A 17,533-nucleotide genomic window follows, 5' to 3' on the forward strand; every position below is an offset into this window, starting at 1 on the left:
TATCTATCCAAGCCGACGCTGAACCAGCGTGAGCGCCGGATCACCCGGATATGGCCCGACGACAAAGCCCATTTCACGCTCCATATCGATCGCCGCCCGATGATCGCGCCGTTCGATCGACTGGATGGTTTTCACCCCCTTCGCCTTAGCATAGCGCGCGACATGGTTCAGCAAATCCCAGCTTACCCCGCGCCCTTTATAGTGAGGCAGAATCGCCATAGCTACCTCGCCGGTTTCCATCCCGCCGTCACAGGCCAGCATGGCCGTCGCGATCAGTTCCGATCCGTCATCGACGAACGCCAGAAAATTCTCGGTCGTCCGGTGATCGACATCGGTCATCGCATCGATTTGCGACTGCCCGACCGTCGTCAGGCCGGTCAGAAACCGAAACCGCAGATCCTCGGGCGTCACGCCAGCAAAGAACGATTTCAGGGCCGCCTCGTCCAACGCATTGGCAGGCCTCACGCTAAACTCGAAACCGCTGTTCGTGGTCAGGTCGGCACTCCAGTCTGCATTGATCATTTGATTGACCCTCGATGCTCGACCGCGAAGCCGGGTGGTGTGCCGGCCCCATTGCCATTATTGCCGATCAAGCCCGCACCCGAAACGCCGGTCGCAATGGTCACGGCGGCAAAAGCCAAAACTGTCAGTTTGTTCCTCATAGTCTCGCCGCCGATCCCCCGCCCGACCGGGCCATCGGAAAAGCGGCCGACGGCTTTTTGATGCGAAAGGCATCGAGCGAAAGCGCCGCTCTTGCTCCCGGCCTGAACGGCGTGTCCGCGCTCATCAGCGAGAGTAGTCTGGCCTGATAACAGGCCGCCAGCCCGCGATGGGCTAGCACAGCCCCCGCATTGTCGGACGTTGCCGCCATATCGAGCGAGCACTTCAGACGCCGCTCATAATATTCGGCTTCGACGGGGTCGTTAAACATCATCACCCTCCCTGATTGCCGACCCCTGACCCTTGATCGCGCGTCTGTTTCGGCGCGCGAAGAAAGCTGAAGTCGTCCGGTCACCTGAACCAGCCTGTCCTGAATAACCGACCAGAGTTTTGCCGCGAGACTCGGAAAATACGCAGGCGAGGGGAATGGGAGCTGCTCGAGCTGCTACACCGTCTCCGGTGCGCGCAGTCGCTGGCGAAACGCATCGAGTTTGGTGCGATATCCCTCCGCATCGCCATATTCCAGAAAGCCGAAATAGCGTTCGTGCGGGTCGGTGATCCGCACCGAATGTTTGATCGGGCACCAATATTGTTCGGTCCGGCTGCTGATTTCGCGGACATAGCCGACCAGCCCGTTGGCATAGGCGCAGAACTGGCAGTTGATGACCTCGATGACGTTCAGAGAGGCAAGTTTCTGGCGGTCGAATGCGATATAATCGGCCCGGCGCACGCGCGCTATGCCATAGGCGCGAAAGCAGATTGCCTGATACACGCTCACCCACAGGTCGACCAGAACCAGCGGGACGATTAACGAATAAATCACCGGGGCCGTGATCATCGTCCTGAAATCCGACTGCGCCGGTCCGGAGTGCGATGACGGCGGTCTACACATTGCTCAAACTGAACAAAAAGCCGCCGCCGGTCTACAAGGGCTTGCATAATCCGCAGGTTGTTGTGGATGGGATACGGACGATGCACCGATAAGGGGCAGCTCACATTTTGAAGTGCCCGCGCGTGGACTCAAAGCCAGTGCGTCGAAAAACATCGCAAGTTTGCAAACAACGACCTCGTAATCATGATCCCCGCGATCGCCCGGGAGAGCTCTGCAGGAACGTCCGCTCCTCGCTGAGAAGCGGTCATTTACCATGGACACGAGGAATGATCGTTAAGTCCCAAACCAAGACATTTTGACCTGCACTAATTTGACCGGAACGAGCGGCCGAAGGTGACAATGTCCAAAGCGGCCGCGAGCGAGCGGGGACTGGCTCGTCAGGCTATTTGGCTAACGTGAAGCGAACCAGCGTCGCCTGGCCCTACCGGTGGCCCGCTTAAGTTCCGTAAAAGCGCATTTTCACGAATTTACGACCTGCTCTTATTATTACAATTTTGTTAAGCAACTCGAATGCTTTGCCTCTCTCGCATTTGCGGTTCAGGATAAGTTGTTATTGAGCGCATCAGGTCGTCAGGCCACTGCCGAACTCGAGTTGAAGGACCGCATTCATGGCCGATCAGAAGGACCTCCCCCACGATTCCGGTCCGGCAGGCGGGTGGGGCTCTATGAAGGGAATATCGCAGATTTTTGGAGAGACCTGGCCCGCGGGCGGTGGCGTCCGCAGCCTGGCCAAGATGAACAAGCCCAAGGGCGTGATGTGCGTGTCGTGCGCGTGGCCTAAGCCCGCCAATTATTCCGCATTCGAGTTCTGCGAGAACGGCGCGAAGGCGACGATGTGGGAGCTGACCAAGGCGCGCTGCACGCCCGCATTCTGGCAGGACGACGCGCACACCGTCACCGCGCTGCGCGACTGGAAGGATCATGATCTCGAAAAGACCGGACGGCTGACGCATCCGCTGCGCTACAACGCGGAGACCGATCGCTATGTGGCGGTGAGCTGGGAGGATGCGTTCGCGGCGATTGGTACGACGCTACAGTCGATCGATCGCGAAGCTGCGGTCTTTTATGCGTCGGGTCATGCGGGACTTGAGGCGTCGTATCTCTACGCGTTGCTGGCGCGTACTTACGGCAACAACAATTTGCCGCAGAGTTCGAACATGTGCCACGAAACGACCTCGGTTGGGCTGACCAAGGTAATCGGTTCGCCCGTCGGGACGATCGTCTGGGATGACCTCGCCGAAACCGATGCGTTCTTCTTTTTCGGGCAAAATCCCGGCACCAACAGCCCGCGGTTCCTGCACCCGATGAAGGATCTGAAGGATCGTGGCGGCAAGATCATCACGTTCAACCCGGTGATCGAACAGGGACTGGTGTCGTTCGTCGATCCGCAAAGCCCGACGGCAATGCTGACCGGCAAGGAAACCAGGATTTCCGATCAATACCACCAGCTCAAGGCCGGGGGCGACGTTGCCGCGATACTCGGGCTTTGCAAATGCGTGGTCGAGGCGGATGATGCCGCAAAGGCAGCGGGCAAGGCCGAGGTGATTGATCATGGCTTCGTCAAGCAGCACACCACCGGCTTCGACGAGTTCATCGATTCGTGTCGCGATGCGAGCTGGGCGGAAATCGAGCAGGAATCGGGACTGACCGAGGCCGCGCTTCGTGAAGCTGGCGACGTCTATATCGCTGCCGAGAAAGTGATCGGCGTTTATGGCATGGGGCTGACCCAGCACACGCATGGTGCGCTGAACATCGCGATGCTGGTCAACCTGCTGCTGCTGCGCGGTAACATCGGCAGGCCGGGCGCAGGCTGCTGCCCCGTGCGCGGGCATAGCAATGTGCAGGGACAGCGCACCGTCGGGATCGCCGAGAAGGTCAAGCTGGTGCCACTGGATAAACTGAAGGCGCTGTTCGACTTCGATCCGCCGACAAAGGACGGCATGAACATCGTCGAGGCGGTCGAGGGATTGTTTGCGGGCAAGGTTCGCGCGTTCGTCTCGCTCGGCGGCAATCTGGTGCGCGCCGTGCCCGACCAGAAGCGCATGGAGGCGGCGTGGGCCGCGCAGGACCTGACCGTGATGGTCTCGACCAAGCTCAACCGCAGCCACCTCTTCCCGGCCAGGCAGGCGTATATCCTGCCTTGCCTGGGCCGCTTCGAACGCGACGAACAGGCCACCGGCAACCAGTCGATCACCACCGAAGACAGCTTCTCGATGATCAGCGCATCGATTGGCCATACCGCGCCGGTATCGGGCATGGTCAGGAGCGAACTCGCGATCGTCACCGGCATCGCCAAGGCGGCGGTGGCACCGGCGGCCGGGTTAAAATGGGACGAGTGGACGGCCAATTATGCGCTCGTCCGCGACCTGATCGAGCACACCTATCCCGATGATTTCCGCGACTATAACGCGCGCATGTACGAGGCGGGTGGTTTTTATCGTGGCAATGGCGCGCACGAGCGGATCTGGAAGACGCCGGAGGGAAGGGCGGTGTTCACGACGCCGGGGCAGCTGAACTCGCTCGGGTTCCAGGATGCGCCCGGGCGTTACCGGTTGATCACCATGCGCTCGAACGACCAGTTCAACACGACGATCTACGGTTATTCGGACCGCCTGCGCGGGCTGGAGGGTTCGCGTGACATCGTATTGATGAGCCCGGAGGATATCGAGGAGCGCGGGTTCCGCGATGGCCAGATCGTCGCCTTGGTGACCGATGTCGATGATGGCCAGGACCGCAGGCTCGGCGGGCTGACGCTGACCGCTTACAAACTGCCACGCGGGACGATCGCGTCTTATTATCCCGAATGTAACGTGCTGGTACCGATCGGCCATCACGATCAATTGTCGAAGACACCGGCATCGAAATCTGTGCCGGTCCGGGTCGAGGCCGGCTGAGCACTCGGCGCGGGCGATGACCATCCGGGGTAATACTAGATTGGCACTGCGCGGCATCGGTATCATGGCGCTCATGCTGCTTTCAGGGTGCGACGTTCTCAGGCTTGGCGTCGTCGGACACGCCGGGCCAGTCGCGGAGGGCCAGTGGCATCTGTATCTCGTCGTCGGCGCCGTTCTGATATTCGTCGCGGGGCCCGTGCTGCTGCTGACGCCGATCATGGCATGGCATTACCGCCTGTCGAACACGAAGAGCGCGTTCAAGCCGAAATGGGACTTTTCATGGTGGATCGAGGCGCTGATCTGGATTCCGCCGATCGTCATCGTGATCGGCCTCGGCGTGGTGCTCTGGACCTACACGCACCTGCTCGATCCGTATCGCCCGATACCTTCGCCGCAGGCACCGCTTGAGATACAGGCGGTCGCGCTCGACTGGAAGTGGCTGTTCATCTATCCCGGCGAGCAGATCGCCACGGTGAACGAACTCGATATACCGGTCGGCCGACCAGTCCATATCAGCCTCACGAGCGGGACCGTGATGCAGTCGCTGATGGTGCCGCAGCTTGCTGGCCAGATTTACGCGATGGCGGGAATGACCACGCAGCTGAACTTCGCGGCGAGCCGGGCGGGAGTGTTCCACGGTCAGAACACGCAGTTCAACGGCATCGGTTTCCAGAACCAGAAATTCAATGTCATCGCGCGTCCGGCTCCTCAATACCGCCACTGGGTGGACCGGGTGCATGCGTCCGGCCAACGTCTCGATGCGGCGAGCTATGCCAGACTGTCTGCCCGATCGGTGATCGCACGGCCTGTCTTCTTCGCCTCGACGCCGCCCAATCTGTTTTCGCATATCGTCGCGCAAACACCGGACAAGGCACGATGACCGAGGGTATCTGGCCAGCGCTGCTCGGGCGCTTTACCTGGAACGCGCTGGCGTTCGTCCGCGCATGGGAAAACCCGACCGTCAGCGAGATCATTGGGGCTGGGGCGGCGCTGATCGTCGTGCTCGGTGCCGCAACCTTGATTGCGCTGATAACAGTGGCGGGCAAATGGCGATATCTGTGGCGCGAGTGGCTCACCAGCCTCGATCACAAGAAGATCGGCATCATGTATGTCATCATCGCCTTCGTAATGCTGGCGCGCGCGCTGGCCGAGGCGGTGCTGATGCGGATGCAGCAGGCGGCTGCGGTGAACGCGCCGGGCTTCGTCGAGCCGGACCATTTCGCGCAGTTGTTCAGCACGCATGGCAGCATCATGATCTTCTTCATGGCGATGCCGTTCCTGACCGGCATCATCAATTACGTCACCCCGTTGCAGATCGGAGCGCGCGATGTGGCGTTTCCGCTGCTCAACTCGATCAGCCTGTGGCTCACCGGAGGGGCGGCCGGGCTGATGATGGTGTCGCTGGTGATCGGACGCTTCTCGACGGGCGGATGGAGCGGATATCCGCCCTACACCGAACTCGCATTCAGCCCCGATGTCGGTCCCGATTACTGGATTTGGGCGGTAACTCTCGGATCGATCGCGTCGACGCTGTCGGGGCTCAACTTCGCGGTGACGCTCTACAAGATGCGTTGTCCGGGAATGACGCTGATGCGGATGCCGCTGTTCTGCTGGACGACGTTATGCACGTCGATCCTGATGATCTTCGCCATGCCGCCGCTGACCGTGGCGACCGCGCTGCTCGCGCTTGATCGCTATCTCGGCTTCCACCTGTTCACGAATGACCTTGGCGGCAACATGATGAACTACGCCAACCTGTTCTGGCTGTTCGGTCATCCCGAGGTCTATATCCTGATCCTTCCCGCGTTCGGTGTCTATTCCGAAGTCGTTTCGACCTTTTCGTCGAAGGAGCTTTACGGCTATACCTCGCTGGTGCTCGCGACGATGGCGATCGCGGTGCTCTCGTTCACCGTCTGGGTTCATCACTTCTTCACGATGGGCCAGAGCGCGAACCTGAACGCGGTGTTCGGGATCGCAACGATGACGATCGGCGTGCCGACCGGGGTCAAGATCTACGACTGGATCTGGACTATGTTCCGCGGCGAGGTGCGCTTCACCGTGCCGATGCTCTATTCGCTCGCTTTCATGATGACCTTTGTGCTTGGCGGGTTCACTGGTATTTTGCTCGCTTTTCCACCACTCGATTACCTCGTCCATAACACGCTGTTCCTCGTCGCGCATTTCCACAACATGCTCATTCCGGGATTGTTGTACGGAATGCTGGCGGCGACGCATTACTGGTTCCCCAAGGCGTTCGGCTTTCGTCTGAACGAGAAATGGGGGCGCATCTCGTTCGGTTGCTGGGTGGTCGGCTTCTACCTCGCCTTCATGCCGCTTTACGTGCTTGGCGCGGGCGGTGCGGCGCGGCGGAGCCAGGCGTTCTTCGAGCCGGCGTTTCGGCCCTGGCTCTATGTCGCTGGCGTCGGCGCACTGATATTGTTGACCGCGCTCGCCTCGCTGTTCGTGCAACTTTGGGTCAGCATTCGCGAGCGTGGGGACAACCGCGTGTTCGCCGGCGATCCGTGGGACGGACGCGGCCTCGAATGGTCGATGTCCGCACCGCCGCCCGAATATAATTATGCAGTGATCCCTGTGGTTGATGACCGTGACTCGTTTTTCGACGGCAAGCGCGACGGCAGCGCTTACCTAGCGCAGGCGGCGTATGAGGACATTGCCGTACCGCGTAACAGCATGGTCGGCCCGGTGACCGGCATTCTCGGCGCCGCGCTCGCGTTCGCGCTGGTCTGGCACATTTGGTGGCTGGCGCCTCTGTGCCTCGGGGAATAATCTCCACCGTGATCGCCCGCAGCTTCGTCCGCAACGTCGAGCGCGTCGTTCCCGCAGCGGAGGTCGCGCGCATAGAGGAGCGCTGGCACCGTGAGATCGCCATAGCGCATCCGATTACTCGACATCGCGAAATGACCTCTGCCAATCAGGGCCTCGCCGAGGTGACAGCATGAGCGCCGGCGACGTAAAGCACGCCGGTATCAATCTTGGTGCCACCGATCAGGAAACGCACAAGCAGGCGGAACCCGACGTCTTCGGCTTCTGGATATTCCTGATGAGCGACGCCGTGATCTTTGCGCTGCTGTTTGCCGTCTATGGCACGATGCTCGGCGCGACCGCTGGCGGGCCAACGGCGGCGAGTGCGTACAAGATCGGCCCGACATTCATCGAAACGGTGATCCTGCTAACAAGCAGTTTCACCTTCGGCATGGCCTCGATCGCGATGAAATACGGGTCACGGCTTCGCGTGTTAATAAGCTGGCTTGCCGTGACGCTGATCCTCGGCCTCGCTTTTCTTAGCCTGGAATTGAACGATTTTGCGACGATGATCGGCAATGGCGCGTCGCCCACACGCAGCGGTTTTCTTTCATCGTTCTTCGCACTGGTGCCGCTGCATGGCCTGCATGTGCTGGCCGGTTGCCTGTGGTTGGTCGTGATGATGGTGCAGGTGCCGCTCTTTGGACTCGATGCGCGCGTAAAGATCAATTTGCTGCGGCTCGGGCTGTTCTGGCATTTCCTCGACATCGTCTGGATCGCGATCTTTTCGGTCGTCTATTTGCAGGGGCTGATCCGATGACTGCGATGCGCAACGATAAACGCCGGGAAATCCAGACCTACGCGATTGGCCTCATGCTGGCGCTTGCGGCAACCGGCGCGGCGTTTGCGCTGGTGCACTGGCCGAGCTTTCCTGCCCGCACGACACTCGGTCTGGTCTTCGGCCTGGCACTGATGCAGATGATCGTGCACTTCCAGTGCTTTCTGCACATCAGCCTGAACCGATCGTCCCGCGACGACCTTTTGCTGATCCTGTTTTCCACGCTCATCATCATCATGATGGTGGCGGGCACGATCGTGATCATGGCCAATTTGCACAGCCGCATGATGTAGCCTGGCTATCACCCCTTGCGGGGCAACGCCCAGGCTATCACCTGATCGCCGATCGGGGTTTTCATGAAATGATGGCCGCCGGTCATAAGCACGACATATTCCCGACCGTTTTGTTCATAGACCATGGGGGTGGCTTGCCCACCGGCAGGCAGCACAGTTTGCCACAGAATCTTGCCGGTTTTCAGATCAATCGCCTTGAACAGATCATCGGTCGCTGCGGCAACGAAAATGATTCCGCCTGCCGTTACAACCGAACCGCCGTTGTTGGGCGTGCCGATCGTGAAGGGCAAATAACTTGGGATACCGAATGGCCCGTTTTTGCGCGCAGATCCAAAGGGCCGATCCCATATCGTCTTGCCCGTTGCTATGTCGATTGCGCGGATGCCCCCATAGGGCGGCTGTTTGCACAACATACCGGTGAATGGCATTTGCCAACCGGCATTGACGTCCACGGCATAGGGCGTCTGTGCCTGTGGATCTCCAGCACCCTCGGCACCGGCCTCTACCTTTACTGTTTTGCCCTGTTTGCGAAGGTCCGCTTTCTGTTCCCGCGTGAACCAGCCCTTTGCGTTAGCCTCGGCTCGTGGCACAAGGCGCACGTAATTCGGCATGTCGTTATAATTGGCGACAATCACGCCCCGTGCCGGATCAACGGCAACGCTGCCCCAGTCGGTTCCGCCATTATAGCCTGGATATTCGATCGAATGCTTAGCCACCTCAGGGGGGTGTAGAAACCCTTGTAGCTCGCGCGCTTGAAATTGATCCGACATATCATCTGATCGATCGGCGACATCCCCCACATATCGGATTCGGTCAGAGGATCCTTGCGCAGCGTATGCCAAAGCGAGACGATCTGCGTTGGCGAACGCTGCTCGGGCTCGACGCCACCAGATGGAGCTTTGATGGTGCCGATCGGCGTCAACGGCCTGCCGGTGGCGCGGTCGAGAATATAGATATCGCCTTGTTTGGAAGAGACCAGCAGCGCCGGGATCCCCTTATAGTCGATCAGCGTTGGCTGGCTGCCAAAATCATAGTCCCACGCATCTTTCTTGACGGCCTGGAATTTCCAGCGTGGCTTGCCGGTCGTCACGTCGAGCGCGACGATGGATGTAGCAAAATCATTCTCGGGCTTGGTGCGTAGCGTGCTCCAATAATCGACGGTCGAATTACCCATCGGCAGATAGACGAGTCCGAGCTTTTCATCGCCACTCGCCATTGTCCACATATTTGGTGTACCGCGTGACCATTGCTGACCTTTTGGAGGATAGCCGGTCCATTCGGGATGCTTCATGTCCCAGGCAAAGCGGAGCTTCCCAGTGACAGCATCAAAGCCCTGGATTACGCCCGATGGTTCGTAACGCTCCTGGCCATCGGTGGTCTGGTGTCCTGTGACGGCAATGCCGCGAACGATGACGGGTGGCGAGTTGATCGAGACGAGACCTGGGAAAACCTTGCCCATGCCGATCTTCGCATCGACCTGTCCATTTATGCCAAAGTCGGTGCAAGGTTTTCCGGTTTTGGCATCGACCGCGATCATGCGCGCATCAAGCGTTCCTTCGATGATCCTTGTCGAACAGAGCGCATCGGGCTTGGCGCCGGGAACAGCATAATAAGTGACGCCGCGGCAAGCTGCGGTGTAGGGAATCCATTGGTTTGCGACCTTGGGGTCAAATCGCCACAGCTCCTTGCCGGTGGCTGCATCCATCGAAATCACGATGTTTTTTGCTGAACAAAGGTACAGCGAGTTACCGATTTTCAGCGGCGTGGTTTCAGCCCCATATTGCGCGGCGGCGGCGGCGTCAGTTGGCATATCTCCGGTATGGCTCAACCAGACCTTTTCCAGTTGGCCGACATTGCTCACATTAATCTGGGTCAGCGGAGAGTAACGACGGGCCGCGCCGGTGCCGCCATAAACCGGCCAGTCTGCCCCAGTTGCAAAGCCCGACGGGTCGGCCATGCCGATCGAGTTTTGTGCAGGCAGTGCAGAGACAGCGACGCCTTGCGTTCCAAGCGCGGTAAAAAGGATCGCGGTAGCGGCAACGACACTGACGACGCCACCGCCGGCCAGCTTCCAGCGGTTCGGCTGCCGGGTCAGCGTTGGCATAACCAGGAACGTGGCAATCAACAGAACGACCGGTGCGATAATACGAGGCACAAGAGCCCAGACAAGGTTGGTGTGCGCATCGAAAAACGCCCATATCACCGTGAGTGCTGCGACTGCGATGTACACATAAGCACCTGCCATGCGGCCGCGTATTAAAAGCACACCGGAAACAACCATCGCTGCACCTGCAAGCAGATAATAGATTGAACCTCCGAGTACTGCCAACCAGACGCCACCGATTGCCAGCACCACACCAATCGCCGCAATGACCAATCCAAGAAGAATAGCCGCCCAAACTCGCCGGTCGCGCATTCTCAGATTCCTTATTCCAACACCGACACGGGAAGCGCCATAAACCGTCGCATTTTGCCCAGTTAATGGCTGGCGAAATTTAAGAACGTTCTGATGGCGTGATGTTTCCGGCTACAAATCGGATTCGTACTTTTTTCCGGCTCTGGTGCACGAACCAACCAGCATCAGGCTCGACGGAGCACCTGTTTGACCGAAAGGCATATCAGATCGCCGTCGCCGCAGAAGTCGTTGCCATTTACACAGTTTCTGCCGTTTTGCCCCCCTTCGGTTGGCAGATATATTTCATTCAGATCGTGGAGATTATTGTCGGTCTGCACTTCATCGGCCAATGGGCGGCGACACGATCCAGGCGGTTTTTAGATATAGCGGGCGGCATGTGCGCCATATCCGCAATAGATAGGCCCCCCAAATATGAGGATTTACGGGAATGCTAAGGCATCCATCAAATGCGAAATTCGAGCTACAGGATGCTAATTTTATAAAAGCAGAAAACTGCTCTGCTACGATCAAGCAATGAAATCGCTAGACGCATCATCAGGAGCGGTTAGGGCCACTGCGATGGTGAAAAGAATGCCTGCCGGATCAAAGGTGAGCGACGCCGGTCCCCGAAAATAGTTTGCCAACGAGCGTTCGATAAGCTTGGTACCAAAGCCCCGCCGCGTCGGGGGTTTTACCGGCGGGCCGCCAGCTTCTTGCCACGAAAAATCAAACCGTCCGCTACTGCCATCGTTACCAGGTTCACATTTCCATTCGATGGCGACCGTTCCGTTCTCATTGGACAGCGCGCCATATTTGCAGGCGTTGGTCGACAGTTCATGCAGGGCAAGGGTCAAGGCAAGGGCTGGCTGCGCAGCTAGCTCGATGTCCGGCCCCGTAAAGCTCACACGATCGGCCAGCCCATCGATCGACGTGATGCCCGCCTGCACAATCTCATAGAGCGTTGCCTTGTGCCAGGATGTGGCTGTTAAAACGTCGGTCGCTTTGCCCAGTGCTGAAATACGAGCGGCAAAGTCGGCGCTGGCGGATTCCAGACTGTCAGCCTGTCTGAACGTCTGCATGGCGATCGACTGGATCAGCGTCAGCAGGTTTTTGAGACGATGACCGAGTTCTCCGTTCAAAAGACGTTGCTGCTCCTGTGATTCCATAAGCGCTGTGGTATCGCGCGACACCGATAATATCCGTGCTGGCGAGCCGTCCGGCCCGTTGATCGGCGACACCGACACATCCCACCATCTCGAATTGCCCATGAACGTATCGGCCTTACCGATAAAATGGCTCGCGCTGCCCGATTGTGCGGCTGCGAGCGCTGCCTTGGCGTCGCTGTTGCCGGCATCCTGCCAGAAATCGGGCCACGCACATCCCTCAATGGCGTTGAAATCGCTGACTTCCATCACCCTCATGCCACCCTCATTCATAAAGGTGAGTCGACCATCGAGGTCGAGTATCTTGATGCAATCGGTCGAGCTGGCGAGTACCCCGGCAAGGAAAGCTTCGCGCTCGGCGAGTTCACTGTTCAGCTCGCTCACACGGCGCAATCCGACACGAACCTCTCCTGTCAGGAACGACAGGCCGATGCCGACGATCAGAAAAAGCAGAGAGCTGCCCCACTGCGGTTCTGTCAGCCAAAACGGTTGCGCCTGCTTGCCGATCGACACTGCAGCCGCGATCGTTGCGACGACGCTTGCCAGAAGTGCAGGGCCTCGCTCAAGCGTGAGGCCGATCACGACAATTGCGGGAACAAAAAAGTAGCCATGGCACAATCGTCGTGACAACTATGGCGCGCAGAACGGCAATGATGATTATTGCCACTGTAGCTACGAAATATCGCACAGCTGCTGGCAAAGTCCGATCGATCGACCAAGCCATAACGCCGTCAAAAAATGGAAGTCGCGAGGTGTTTGCCATCAGTCGCACCTATAAGGCCGCTGTCACCGGCTGAGCCTTTTGACGTTCATTACCGGGTTGTTTTCTAAACGACAATTTTAAATCTGGACGGTAGCGATCATGTGCTGGAACGATCGGGGTCCATATACCCGTCTACTATATCTGGCTCCAATGATATGATCAGAGCTTCATAATGTACTGCCATAAGACGATGCGGTTCGGAAATTGCTCGATTTTGCGAAAGCTTGGCAGCTTTGCGCTCTTCCGCGGCGCGCCTCGTGTAGTATTGAAGATTATCTATCTTTGACATGCGAACCCCGATTTAACGGGAGCACTCCAGTGTCTCTAAGTCTGCGATTTGATCAGAAAATATCGCTGATAAATCAACTTACGATGGAGAATATGAAAAGTCGATACTCGACACTCCCAGACCTGGTGGACCGCAGCTTCAGCGTTCATCACGTGGCCCACTGTCGCGTTCATATTTTATCCCCGTCCTTTCAAGGGGCTGACCCAGCAATCGATGGTATTCACGTTCGGCCAGACCATAGCTGCCGCCAGCCAAACGCTTAAGTCCAGCCCGATCCGCAATTACGATAATACCGCGACGTTTCAGGATAAGGTGCCGGTTCTTAAGCCGATCGAGGGCTTCAGTGACGCCCGGGCGTCTCACGCTGAGCATCATCGCTATAAAATCGTGGGTCAGGCCGATCTGGTCGCCATCGATGCGATCGTTACACATCAACAACCATCTGGCGAGACGCTTTTCGATCGTTTGCCCCCCAGCGGCGATTGAACTCGATAGCTGGATCATCATGGCCTGCACATAATGCAGTAAGTGCCCACGCAGCGTCGGGCTGTCTCGTAACGCCTCATTCAGCACGTCAACAGGTAATCGCAATCCGGAAATACCGGCAACCTGCACATAGGCTTCGTGTGGAGATCGGTCCGTCCCAAGCACGGTTGCCGTCTCAGACATGCCTTCACGCCCGAACAATCCTATTTCGCAGGACGTACCATCGAGCGCTGTCGCCACGATCGAAATCACCCCGTCTTCAGGAAAATAGACATATTCAATAGTATCAGATGCCACATGCAGCTGAAGCTTTACCGGCAGCGGTATACGGATCAGGTGCGGTTCGAGGCGACCGTAATCCTCCGCCGACATTGTCTGCAGCAGGATATTGTGCGTCGAGGGCTGGAAAACAGACAAAGTCGCTCTACCTTCGAAATCAGGGGAGCGAGAGCCGAGACATGTCTCTCAGTCGCGAAATGCCAGACTGCAGGTTTGCGCGATGATGACATCCTAACACAGACATGGTCCGTTATCGAACATCTAATCCGATTTGCCTTTCTCCCGCATTGCCAACGGTGCTTCTGCTTCCGATTGGCAATTCTTTGGTCAGGGCAGATGCAGCCTGCAAATTTGCTTACAAATTTGCTTATCTTCGATGCTGGCAACGAGCAGACTTATTGCCTTTGACGCAGCCTGAGGCTTCAGGACAACTGGCAAATCAGGGTGAATGGATGCCAGATCGGGCGGAATACCGACGCCTGAATAAATCACGACAGGAATAGCCTTGGCTACCAGCTCCAGAGCAACCGGCGTAACGTCTCCGTCACCCAGATTGCCATCGAGCACAGCACCTTCGATTTCTGCCCCGGCGGCTATCAATGCAAGCGCCTCTGCCACACTGATTGCTGGGCCGATGACCTCCCCGCCGCAATCTTCGATAATCATCGACAGGTGCATCGCGATTACGGCTTCGTCTTCGACAATCAGTATTTTCGTATGCTCCAGCACGGTCTTCCGATCACAACGGAGCAATGAGGCGATAGAATTTTCTATAGCCCAAAATAAATTACCCATTCCGCCAACCAACATTTGTCAGTTCGGTTCCGGACAATGTTATATTTCCTGGCCAAGACAGTCTTGTTCGAGACCCCGCCGCGCATTAAGCACACGGCTTGGTTTCCGGCGCTATTTGTCTACTTCGGTTCCCAAGACTGTAACAGCGTATTGCCCTAGGATCCTTGGATTGCCTGAACCCACGCACATCATCCAGCGAGCTTTCCAGCTGGCCCGACAGGGCCAGTGTATGAGCGTGGATGAAATTCGGGCCACCCTGACCGACGAAGGCTATGAAAGCGTGCGCCAGCATATGGCAGGAACAGGCCTGGCTCGGCAACTGCGCGGGATTATTGCGGCGGCAAAGGCCCCGGGAGCTTAGACCCGGGGCATATGCGTCAATCATTTTGGAGCAGAATGAGTCGCTGTCTCTAACGACTTTTAGTAAATCGTTCAAATCGATAACAGTTCCATAATCTCAAGAACTGCCCCCGACCGGTACGCTCCTGCTCGACGGCTTGCTGGTTCGCCTCTATCCTTTTCTCAAGTTCCTGATTGAGGATCTTCAGGCTCGCGTGTCGCCGGACGCGATCGGCGTTGTCCTGATCGACGCCGGCAGTGAGGTGCACGATTATCTGGTCGAGCTTTTTGGTTTCGAGCTGACCGACGCCGCGCAACACCTTCAGGTCATATTTGGACATGCCGATAACGGCTGCTTATGGCCATGGCTCGATCAAGGCTATGGATCGGCGCCCCGACTGACCCTCAGGTAAGTGCCTGTGAAACCCGGAGATATCGGTTCATGATGGGGTCCGGGTCGGCGCCGATCGTGACCCCATCTTTTTCCACAAACTCGTTAATTTCGAGTAGTTTACGATCTCGGTGTCGGCGTCACGCGTCACGCGTCAGCGCCGAGCCGAAACGCTTCTTTAGCCGACAAGTAAATAGCCGCTATTCTAACCGGCTGCCCGGAGACGGTCAGCCTATAAAAAGCAAGACTTTGGCGTACGCGGGAAAGGGGGCAGATCGAGCTTTCCGTTCGCTTCTGATGACAGCAGTCATTTCCTCCTGCCGCCGCGAACGGCAGGAAAGTGCCAGTCTTCGCCATTCCAACGTCGCTGCAGGGCGAACGAGGACCGATGCATGGGTTTCTGCATTTTAGGACGAGTGAGGCGGACGCTGAGTGTCCATGATTGGCACTTCTAATCATGAGTCTGCCGGCGGGATACCAACAGTCACCTTAGGCATAATCGATCGACAAACGTTTGTTTCCGGAAACTTTCAATTGCAATTCAAGACACAAACTACCGGCACCACGGTTTTTGTCCGTTTGGCGAGCGCGTCTCTCGGCTTATGGCCAGTCCTAACTCTGCCTGATGATCGCCCGGTATAAGTGAGTGTCGGCCAGTGAATAGTACAGCCAGATCTCGTCCCCGACATTCACAACGGATGCCGCGAACGCTATGTCGGTAGCCGTGCGCTCGAGCGAGGGCGGCGGCGTTATGAGCGGTTCGACGCAGCGTCCCACAACCTTTGTGTATTCCGCATCGAACGCGATCCAGCCGATACGCCAGCGCGCATCGTGGGTTGCGCCGTTGTAGAACATCACCGGGCGTTCCTTGTCGGTGGTGAGCAGCGGGCCTGTCGAGAGGTGCCAGCTATCCCAACCATCGGGGCGTGGCGCGAATGGGTCGCTCTTGTCGATCCACGGGCCGGCGTCGCCATCGCTGACCGCGAGCCCGACCAGCGACGCCTCGCCCCGCGCGAACTCGAAGAACATGCGCCATCCGCCGCTCGTGGTACGATCGACCGTGGCCTCCTTTATGTTGCCCTGGGTGGGCGTGTTTTGCATCGCCACGCCCTGCTTCTCCAGCCGATTGATCGATGGGCCGGTGGCGTACAGCATTTCGCCGTGCGTCCGTGTTTCATCCACGCCTGTGTAATAAATGACGACGCTGCCGTCGGCGCGAAAAACAGGCGTCGGGTCTTCGCACCCACCGATATCGTCCGGCCCGGGGCCGGGTGACAGCACCGGCACGTCGGTCGCGGAGAAACAAAGGCCGTCGCTGCTCGTCGCATACCAGATCGTGCCCGTATCGCCGGTCTCGCCGGGGCGGGGCACTGCGCGGACCAGCATGGCATAGCTGCCGTCATCCAGCCGCCAGATATAGGGGCTCATCAGGTCACGACGCGAAACCGCCTCGTTGCCGACCATCGTTAGCGGGTTGATCTGTTCTACGTTAAAATCCACTGACACCGTCACGCGCCCTGCGCGACGGTTAAGGACAGCGCCCCGTCAATCGTGACCGTCGTGCCCGTGATATAGTCCGCCGCCGGGGAAAGCAGGAAGTTGACCAGCGCCGCGACCTCGTCGGGTCTCCCCGCGCGTTTCCAGGGTATCGCGGCCTCCTTGCTTGCGAGTTCGGCCGCATTGTCGAGCGCACTCTGATTCATCGGTGTCAGGATCATGCCGGGCGCGACACCGTTGACGGCGATGCCCTTCGGCGCGAGCTCCAGGGCAAGGGTTGCGGTGAGCTGCGACAGGCCTCCCTTCGCGGAATCGTAATCGACACCGCCGGGTCGCGGTGCGCGCTCATGGATGGAGGAAATGTTGACGATCCGGCCCTTCATCGTTTTCGCCTCGAGCCTGCGCACCATCGCGCGGCACGTCAGAAACGGGCCATAGAGGTCGGATCGAATGACGCGGTCGAATTGCGCGAGTTCCATGTCGACAAGGAAAACCCCACTCATATTGAGTCCCGCAGAGTTGACCAGAAGGCTGACCGTGTCGAACGCCGCCTCGGCGGCATCGAACATGGCTTTCACCCCAGCCTCGTCGCCGACATCGGTCTGCACAGCAATCGCGCGGGAGGCATCGCCTATCGAAGCGCATACCCGCTCCGCTGCTTCCTTGTCCCTGAAATACGTAATAATGACGCGCGCGCCAGCGTCGCCCAGCGCCTTTGCGCAAGCAGCGCCTATTCCAGACTCGCCACCAGTTACAATGGCTACGCTATTGTCGAACATCGTTTCGTCTCCGGTGA

General features: G+C 58.2%; 15 protein-coding genes and 2 pseudogenes. 6 read left to right on the forward strand and 11 right to left on the reverse strand.

The features are described from left to right. Positions 1-3: 3 nt before the first annotated feature. The 4 genes from D3Y57_RS00300 to D3Y57_RS00310 form a co-directional block, all read right to left on the reverse strand. Complete coding sequence (locus D3Y57_RS00300; RefSeq protein ID WP_121150301.1) at positions 4-522, reverse strand: GNAT family N-acetyltransferase; 519 nt, start codon at positions 520-522, stop codon at positions 4-6. After that, the gene (locus tag D3Y57_RS19920; protein WP_162986837.1) at positions 519-662 is read right to left on the reverse strand and encodes a hypothetical protein; all 144 of its coding nucleotides are present in this window, start codon (positions 660-662) and stop codon (positions 519-521) included. The genes D3Y57_RS00300 and D3Y57_RS19920 overlap by 4 nt, the downstream gene beginning before the upstream one ends. Next, positions 659-934, reverse strand: coding sequence for a hypothetical protein (locus D3Y57_RS19925; protein WP_162986838.1), 276 nt, complete (start codon positions 932-934; stop codon positions 659-661). The genes D3Y57_RS19920 and D3Y57_RS19925 overlap by 4 nt, the downstream gene beginning before the upstream one ends. Before the next feature lie 171 nt (positions 935-1,105). Beyond that, entirely contained in the window at positions 1,106-1,498 is a 393-nt protein-coding gene (locus tag D3Y57_RS00310; RefSeq protein ID WP_205590027.1) for a hypothetical protein, read from the reverse strand. A gap of 662 nt (positions 1,499-2,160) precedes the next feature. Here D3Y57_RS00310 and D3Y57_RS00315 point away from each other — a divergent pair. From D3Y57_RS00315 to D3Y57_RS00335, 5 genes and pseudogenes are all read left to right on the forward strand, one after another. After that, positions 2,161-4,446, forward strand: a complete 2,286-nt coding sequence (locus D3Y57_RS00315) for an FdhF/YdeP family oxidoreductase (protein WP_121150305.1) — start codon at positions 2,161-2,163, stop codon at positions 4,444-4,446. Between the two features lie 16 nt (positions 4,447-4,462). After that, complete coding sequence (locus tag D3Y57_RS00320) at positions 4,463-5,326, forward strand: ubiquinol oxidase subunit II (protein WP_121150307.1); 864 nt, start codon at positions 4,463-4,465, stop codon at positions 5,324-5,326. Next, positions 5,323-7,406 (forward strand): annotated as a pseudogene (locus D3Y57_RS00325) (cbb3-type cytochrome c oxidase subunit I). Before D3Y57_RS00320 ends, D3Y57_RS00325 begins: the two are co-directional and overlap by 4 nt. Continuing rightward, the gene (locus tag D3Y57_RS00330; protein ID WP_121150309.1) at positions 7,403-8,029 is read left to right on the forward strand and encodes a cytochrome c oxidase subunit 3; all 627 of its coding nucleotides are present in this window, start codon (positions 7,403-7,405) and stop codon (positions 8,027-8,029) included. Before D3Y57_RS00325 ends, D3Y57_RS00330 begins: the two are co-directional and overlap by 4 nt. Further along, positions 8,026-8,340, forward strand: coding sequence for a cytochrome o ubiquinol oxidase subunit IV (locus D3Y57_RS00335; protein ID WP_121150311.1), 315 nt, complete (start codon positions 8,026-8,028; stop codon positions 8,338-8,340). Before D3Y57_RS00330 ends, D3Y57_RS00335 begins: the two co-directional genes overlap by 4 nt. A gap of 8 nt (positions 8,341-8,348) precedes the next feature. Here D3Y57_RS00335 and D3Y57_RS00340 read toward each other — a convergent pair. From D3Y57_RS00340 to D3Y57_RS00360, 4 genes and pseudogenes are all read right to left on the reverse strand, one after another. Next, positions 8,349-10,756: pseudogene (locus tag D3Y57_RS00340) on the reverse strand (membrane-bound PQQ-dependent dehydrogenase, glucose/quinate/shikimate family). 506 nt (positions 10,757-11,262) lie between these two features. Then, the gene (locus D3Y57_RS00350) at positions 11,263-12,480 is read right to left on the reverse strand and encodes a sensor histidine kinase (RefSeq protein WP_239025705.1); all 1,218 of its coding nucleotides are present in this window, start codon (positions 12,478-12,480) and stop codon (positions 11,263-11,265) included. Between the two features lie 608 nt (positions 12,481-13,088). Then, positions 13,089-13,853, reverse strand: coding sequence for a Crp/Fnr family transcriptional regulator (locus tag D3Y57_RS00355; RefSeq protein ID WP_121150315.1), 765 nt, complete (start codon positions 13,851-13,853; stop codon positions 13,089-13,091). A gap of 189 nt (positions 13,854-14,042) precedes the next feature. Beyond that, on the reverse strand, positions 14,043-14,444 hold the full coding sequence (locus tag D3Y57_RS00360; protein WP_205590028.1) for a response regulator: 402 nt from the start codon (positions 14,442-14,444) through the stop codon (positions 14,043-14,045). A 235-nt stretch (positions 14,445-14,679) separates the two neighbouring features. Here D3Y57_RS00360 and D3Y57_RS19930 point away from each other — a divergent pair, with 235 nt between their 5' ends. Further along, positions 14,680-14,871, forward strand: a complete 192-nt coding sequence (locus tag D3Y57_RS19930; RefSeq protein WP_162986839.1) for a hypothetical protein — start codon at positions 14,680-14,682, stop codon at positions 14,869-14,871. A 49-nt stretch (positions 14,872-14,920) separates the two neighbouring features. Here the strand turns inward: D3Y57_RS19930 and D3Y57_RS19935 are convergent, their stop codons facing one another. The 3 genes from D3Y57_RS19935 to D3Y57_RS00375 all read right to left on the reverse strand — a co-directional run bounded on the left by D3Y57_RS19935 (position 14,921) and on the right by D3Y57_RS00375 (position 17,516). Beyond that, positions 14,921-15,190, reverse strand: coding sequence for a hypothetical protein (locus tag D3Y57_RS19935; RefSeq protein WP_162986840.1), 270 nt, complete (start codon positions 15,188-15,190; stop codon positions 14,921-14,923). 662 nt (positions 15,191-15,852) lie between these two features. Beyond that, positions 15,853-16,746 (reverse strand): glycoside hydrolase family 130 protein, encoded by an 894-nt coding sequence (locus tag D3Y57_RS00370; protein ID WP_239025706.1) that lies wholly within the window; start codon positions 16,744-16,746, stop codon positions 15,853-15,855. Positions 16,747-16,748: 2 nt separating this feature from the next. Further along, positions 16,749-17,516 carry an SDR family NAD(P)-dependent oxidoreductase gene (locus D3Y57_RS00375; protein ID WP_121150319.1) on the reverse strand — a complete coding sequence of 256 codons (768 nt, stop codon included), beginning with the start codon at positions 17,514-17,516 and terminating at the stop codon, positions 16,749-16,751. Between the last annotated feature and the right edge of the window lie 17 nt (positions 17,517-17,533).

It is taken from the genome of Sphingomonas paeninsulae (genome assembly GCF_003660165.1).
Lineage (GTDB): Bacteria > Pseudomonadota > Alphaproteobacteria > Sphingomonadales > Sphingomonadaceae > Sphingomonas_O > Sphingomonas_O paeninsulae.

Excerpts from the sequence above, each read along its gene's own strand:
- D3Y57_RS00320 (WP_121150307.1), top strand. The coding sequence starts at position 4,463 with ATGACCATCCGGGGTAATACTAGATTGGCACTGCGCGGCATCGGTATC.
- D3Y57_RS00335 (WP_121150311.1), top strand. The coding sequence starts at position 8,026 with ATGACTGCGATGCGCAACGATAAACGCCGGGAAATCCAGACCTACGCG.
- D3Y57_RS00375 (WP_121150319.1), bottom strand. The coding sequence starts at position 17,516 with ATGTTCGACAATAGCGTAGCCATTGTAACTGGTGGCGAGTCTGGAATA.
- D3Y57_RS00315 (WP_121150305.1), top strand. The coding sequence starts at position 2,161 with ATGGCCGATCAGAAGGACCTCCCCCACGATTCCGGTCCGGCAGGCGGG.
- D3Y57_RS00310 (WP_205590027.1), bottom strand. The coding sequence starts at position 1,498 with ATGATCACGGCCCCGGTGATTTATTCGTTAATCGTCCCGCTGGTTCTG.
- D3Y57_RS00330 (WP_121150309.1), top strand. The coding sequence starts at position 7,403 with ATGAGCGCCGGCGACGTAAAGCACGCCGGTATCAATCTTGGTGCCACC.
- D3Y57_RS19925 (WP_162986838.1), bottom strand. The coding sequence starts at position 934 with ATGATGTTTAACGACCCCGTCGAAGCCGAATATTATGAGCGGCGTCTG.
- D3Y57_RS00300 (WP_121150301.1), bottom strand. The coding sequence starts at position 522 with ATGATCAATGCAGACTGGAGTGCCGACCTGACCACGAACAGCGGTTTC.
- D3Y57_RS19935 (WP_162986840.1), bottom strand. The coding sequence starts at position 15,190 with ATGTCCAAATATGACCTGAAGGTGTTGCGCGGCGTCGGTCAGCTCGAA.
- D3Y57_RS19920 (WP_162986837.1), bottom strand. The coding sequence starts at position 662 with ATGAGGAACAAACTGACAGTTTTGGCTTTTGCCGCCGTGACCATTGCG.